Genomic DNA, 3678 nt, shown 5'->3' on the forward strand with positions numbered 1-3678 from the left:
GTGGAGCCGCGGGGTCGATAGAACCCCCGGAAGTGGCGCCAGCGCCACCACACCCCCACCGGGTAGCCGCACATCTTGGCCAGGTCCCCCCAAACGCGAATCCAGGGGATCCAGAGGGCCATGCGGATCCGATCCGGCCACGCATAGCCCTTCCAAAGCCGGAACAAGCGGCGATATGGAACCCGCAGGTAAAGCCAGGCGCCCAACAGATACCCCAGCGCGAACAAGGGATGAACGCCCAGGCTCAGCCCGGCCAGCGCCGGGATCAGGCCCAGATAGGTGCTGTAGCGGATCGCGTGGCGCAGCCGCCAGAGGTCCGCCTTTCCGTCTCCCCGAGCATACCGGTAATACTGCAGGAAGAAGGCCCGCAGCGTCGGACGGGGCCGGAAGTAGACCACCGCTTCGGGGACGAACACAAAGGGTCCGAACCGCTCATATAGGGCGAAATCGAACACCAGGTCCTCACAGTAATCCAGCCACTCCGGATAGCCGCCCACCGCCTCCCACGCCGTCTTCCGGAAAGCGATGGAACGGCTGGAGGGCCAGAAACGGCCCGGACGGATCTCGCGCAGCTCCGGCAACACGGTGGCGGCCATCGCCGCCTCAAACGGCGTGCGGGGATCCGGAAGGAAGAACCCCGCCACGACTACGGTTTCCGGCCGCTCCTCAAAGGGACGGATCAAGTGGGCCAGCCAATGCGGATGCAGACGCACCCCCGCATCGGTCACCGCGATGATCTCCCCCTGGGAGGCAGCGATGGCCCGATTGCGCCCCTGAGCGATGTTGGTGCCCGGGGCCTCAATCACCCGTAAGGGCAGCCGCCGCTCCGCCCGCAGGCGCTCCAACGTCCCGTCCGTCGATCCCCCGTCGGCCACGATCACCTCATCGGGAGGACGGGATTGGAGCGCCAAGGAATCGAGGAGCTCCTGAATGGAGCCCGCTTCGTTTTTAACCGTAACGATCACGGAAACCCGCCCCATTGAAAAAACTCCCCTATGCATGGTGGTCATGCTTCATCCGCATCTGATTTTTGATTTTGGTCCCCTGGGGAGTTGGGGGCGAGCCGGGGGTCAAAGGCGCCCGGCCCACTTCCAAAAGCTTTTTCTCCCACGGCCCTTCGGGCCGTGGGTCGGAAGGCTTCTTCCTCCAAGGATAAGCCGTTGCTCAACCTCAGCCAAGCGCATCCCCATCCCCTCCCTCGCCCCGCCACGCAGAGCGAACATTATCGATTGGGATTTCTACCGAATAGGAACGAGCCCTCCTCAGATTCCCCCTATGACATAGAACTTTGGTCCTATCCCCCAGGATCAAGCCCCTTTTCTTACGAAATCCTTACGATATGGAGCTTCATATCACGGTTTAATAAGTGACGGAATAAGACAAGTGGTCAAATTAGTCAGAAAAACTTAACTATTGGAGTCGCCATGAAAGGCCTTGATGTCCGACAGTGGAAGGGTCTTCGGAACCTTGCCTGGTTCCTGGGGTTAATGAGCCTGGGCATCAGTATGATCCTTCAGGGGCTTGTCACCCCTGTAATGGCCGGAACCTCGATCGTATTGGATGGTTATCAGATCACATTCTTGGGGGTCGATTACAATTCAGATCAGACTTCCACATGGAGCTATGAGGTTAAGCCCGTTTCCGCCTCCAAGGACCTGAGCCACTGGGTATTGGCGCTTTGCACCAACCATCAGGTTCTCTCCAGCGATCCGCCCGGGAGCGTGGGGCAGGATCCCACCACCGGTTTGTGGGGGATCAAATGGGAACAGCCGCTGCGAACTACAGATGAGCCTCGTTTATATACATTCGTTTTGAGCGGCTGGTTTGCGATCGGCACCACCCAGGTGGCGGTGAAAGCGGGCCGGGATCCGGTATTCGGACAGATCGACGGTCCGTCCTGTGAGCCGCCCACCCCCACCCCCACACCCACACAGCCCGTGCCCACATCGACACCGGGGGGGCCTACACCCACCCCCACCCCACAGGTGGAGCCACCCGTCCCCACACCCACACAGCCCGCACCCACCCCAACCCCGATTGTCTATCCTCCGGTGCCTGTTTCAACTCCGGCGGTGAACCCGCCGCCGAATCCATCCGAGGAAACGCCTGCTCTCCTCCCCGTGACCGGCATCGCCTCTCGAGGGCCATCGGGGTGGAGCCTTCTCCTCGCCCGTTTGAGCATGCTCTTCTTCGGACTTGGGCTGGCTGCTCATATCGTGCTGACATGGCGCGCCCATAATCCATAAATAGGAGCTGCGCAGCTGGCTTCCTCATAGGGCTTTGGGGGAGGAGCCAGGCGCCAAGAGCGCTCGGCTCCTCCCCCAGAATAGTTTTCCTCCCCCTCCCCATGGCCTCAAGGGCCGTGGGGAGGGGGAGGAAGGGGGATGGAGCCCCTCCCCCTCTCCTGAGAAGGCGAATCCACCGACTGGGATAACGTTCATGGCTCGAATTCATAGCGGCCGTTCACATCGATCCTTATCGCTTCCATTGCTCAAGAGCAGCGGAATGCTCCTGCTCTCGCTCTGGCTCACCGGGGCGATCCTCACGATCCATCCACGCCCGGCGGGCGAGCTCCAAACTGCGCCATCGGAGGCTGCGCTTGCCTCCCAACCCGCCGGGTTGGAAATCCCCCGGCTGAGGGAGCAACCGGAGCAGGCGCCCGCCCTAGAGCCGAAGCCGCTCGAGGACAATCCTCAGCTCACCCCCACACCCGTTCAGAAGTGGATTCCCCAGCGAATCGTGATTCCGGCGATCGGCCTGGATGCTCCGGTGGTCCCGGTCGGCTTTCGAGAAGTCCGAATGGGAAACCGAACCGTCCGGGCGTGGGAGACCCCGAATTTCTTTGCGGCGGGGTGGCATCGGACCTCGGCCCCGCTGGGGATGCCGGGGAACACCGTGCTGAACGGCCATCACAATGTATATGGGGAAGTGTTCCGCGACCTCGTCCGCCTGAAGCCAGGCGATCGGATCCTGGTATACTCCGGGGATCGTGTCTTCATCTACGAGGTGCGTGAAAAACATATCATCCCAGAACGCGGCCGTCCGCTTCGGGAGCGGCTGGCCAACGCCCGCTGGATCCAACCCACGGAAGATGAGCGGTTGACATTGATCACTTGCTGGCCCTACACCAGCAACACCCACCGGCTGATCCTGGTCGCCCGACCGATCTCCTCCCCCGAGAGCCCACAAAATCGCTCAGAGTAATTCGCCGACGGCATGCACAATTCCGGGCGCCCCGGGCTTGTCCTCTCTACGGATTCCCCGCGGCGTGCGGAACCCCGATGGACTCCAGGCCCACCCGGATCGACTCCAGCATCCGGCCCTTCACCGCCTGAACCGCCGCGCGGATCGCGTTCTTCACAGCTTTCGCGTCCGAGCGCCCATGCCCGATCACGACCACGCCATCCACCCCCAACAAGGGCGCTCCCCCGTATTCTCGATAATCCAGGCGCTGCAAGATCCGTCGAAGGCTGGGAATCAGGCACAGCAGCCCAGGCGCCGCCAGGAGCAGACCCGGCAACGCCAGCGCCAACCCCAGCCGATCCATCCACCCATCGGCGAGCTGCTCCTTCGAAAAGCGGAGCAGGAAAGACACGGAGCCCTCCAAATGCTTGACCACCACGTTCCCCGTGAAGCCATCGGTCACCACGACCTCCGCCACCCCTCGCGCCAGGTCCT

General features: G+C 62.3%; 3 protein-coding genes and 1 pseudogene. 2 read left to right on the top strand and 2 right to left on the bottom strand.

From position 1 onward, the window contains the following. The coding region (locus ACFMO5_RS02850; RefSeq protein WP_376791262.1) for a glycosyltransferase at positions 1–980 on the bottom strand (980 nt) is incomplete at its 3' end. A 444-nt stretch (positions 981–1424) separates the two neighbouring features. On the opposite strand from ACFMO5_RS02850, the gene ACFMO5_RS02855 reads away from it, so the two are divergent. Both ACFMO5_RS02855 and ACFMO5_RS02860 read left to right on the top strand, forming a co-directional pair. Further along, on the top strand, positions 1425–2246 hold the full coding sequence (locus tag ACFMO5_RS02855) for a hypothetical protein (RefSeq protein WP_376791263.1): 822 nt from the start codon (positions 1425–1427) through the stop codon (positions 2244–2246). 259 nt (positions 2247–2505) lie between these two features. Next, a complete protein-coding gene (locus ACFMO5_RS02860) occupies positions 2506–3204 on the top strand; it encodes a sortase (protein WP_376791264.1) in 699 nt (232 codons plus the stop codon). Positions 3205–3250: 46 nt separating this feature from the next. On the opposite strand, the pseudogene ACFMO5_RS02865 reads toward ACFMO5_RS02860, so the two are convergent. Next, positions 3251–3678: pseudogene (locus ACFMO5_RS02865) on the bottom strand (hypothetical protein); the annotation flags it as partial.

It is taken from the genome of Thermoflexus sp. (genome assembly GCF_042408365.1).
In the GTDB taxonomy this organism is placed as follows: Bacteria; Chloroflexota; Anaerolineae; order Thermoflexales; family Thermoflexaceae; genus Thermoflexus.

Excerpts from the sequence above, each read along its gene's own strand:
- ACFMO5_RS02855 (WP_376791263.1), top strand. The coding sequence starts at position 1,425 with ATGAAAGGCCTTGATGTCCGACAGTGGAAGGGTCTTCGGAACCTTGCC.
- ACFMO5_RS02860 (WP_376791264.1), top strand. The coding sequence starts at position 2,506 with ATGCTCCTGCTCTCGCTCTGGCTCACCGGGGCGATCCTCACGATCCAT.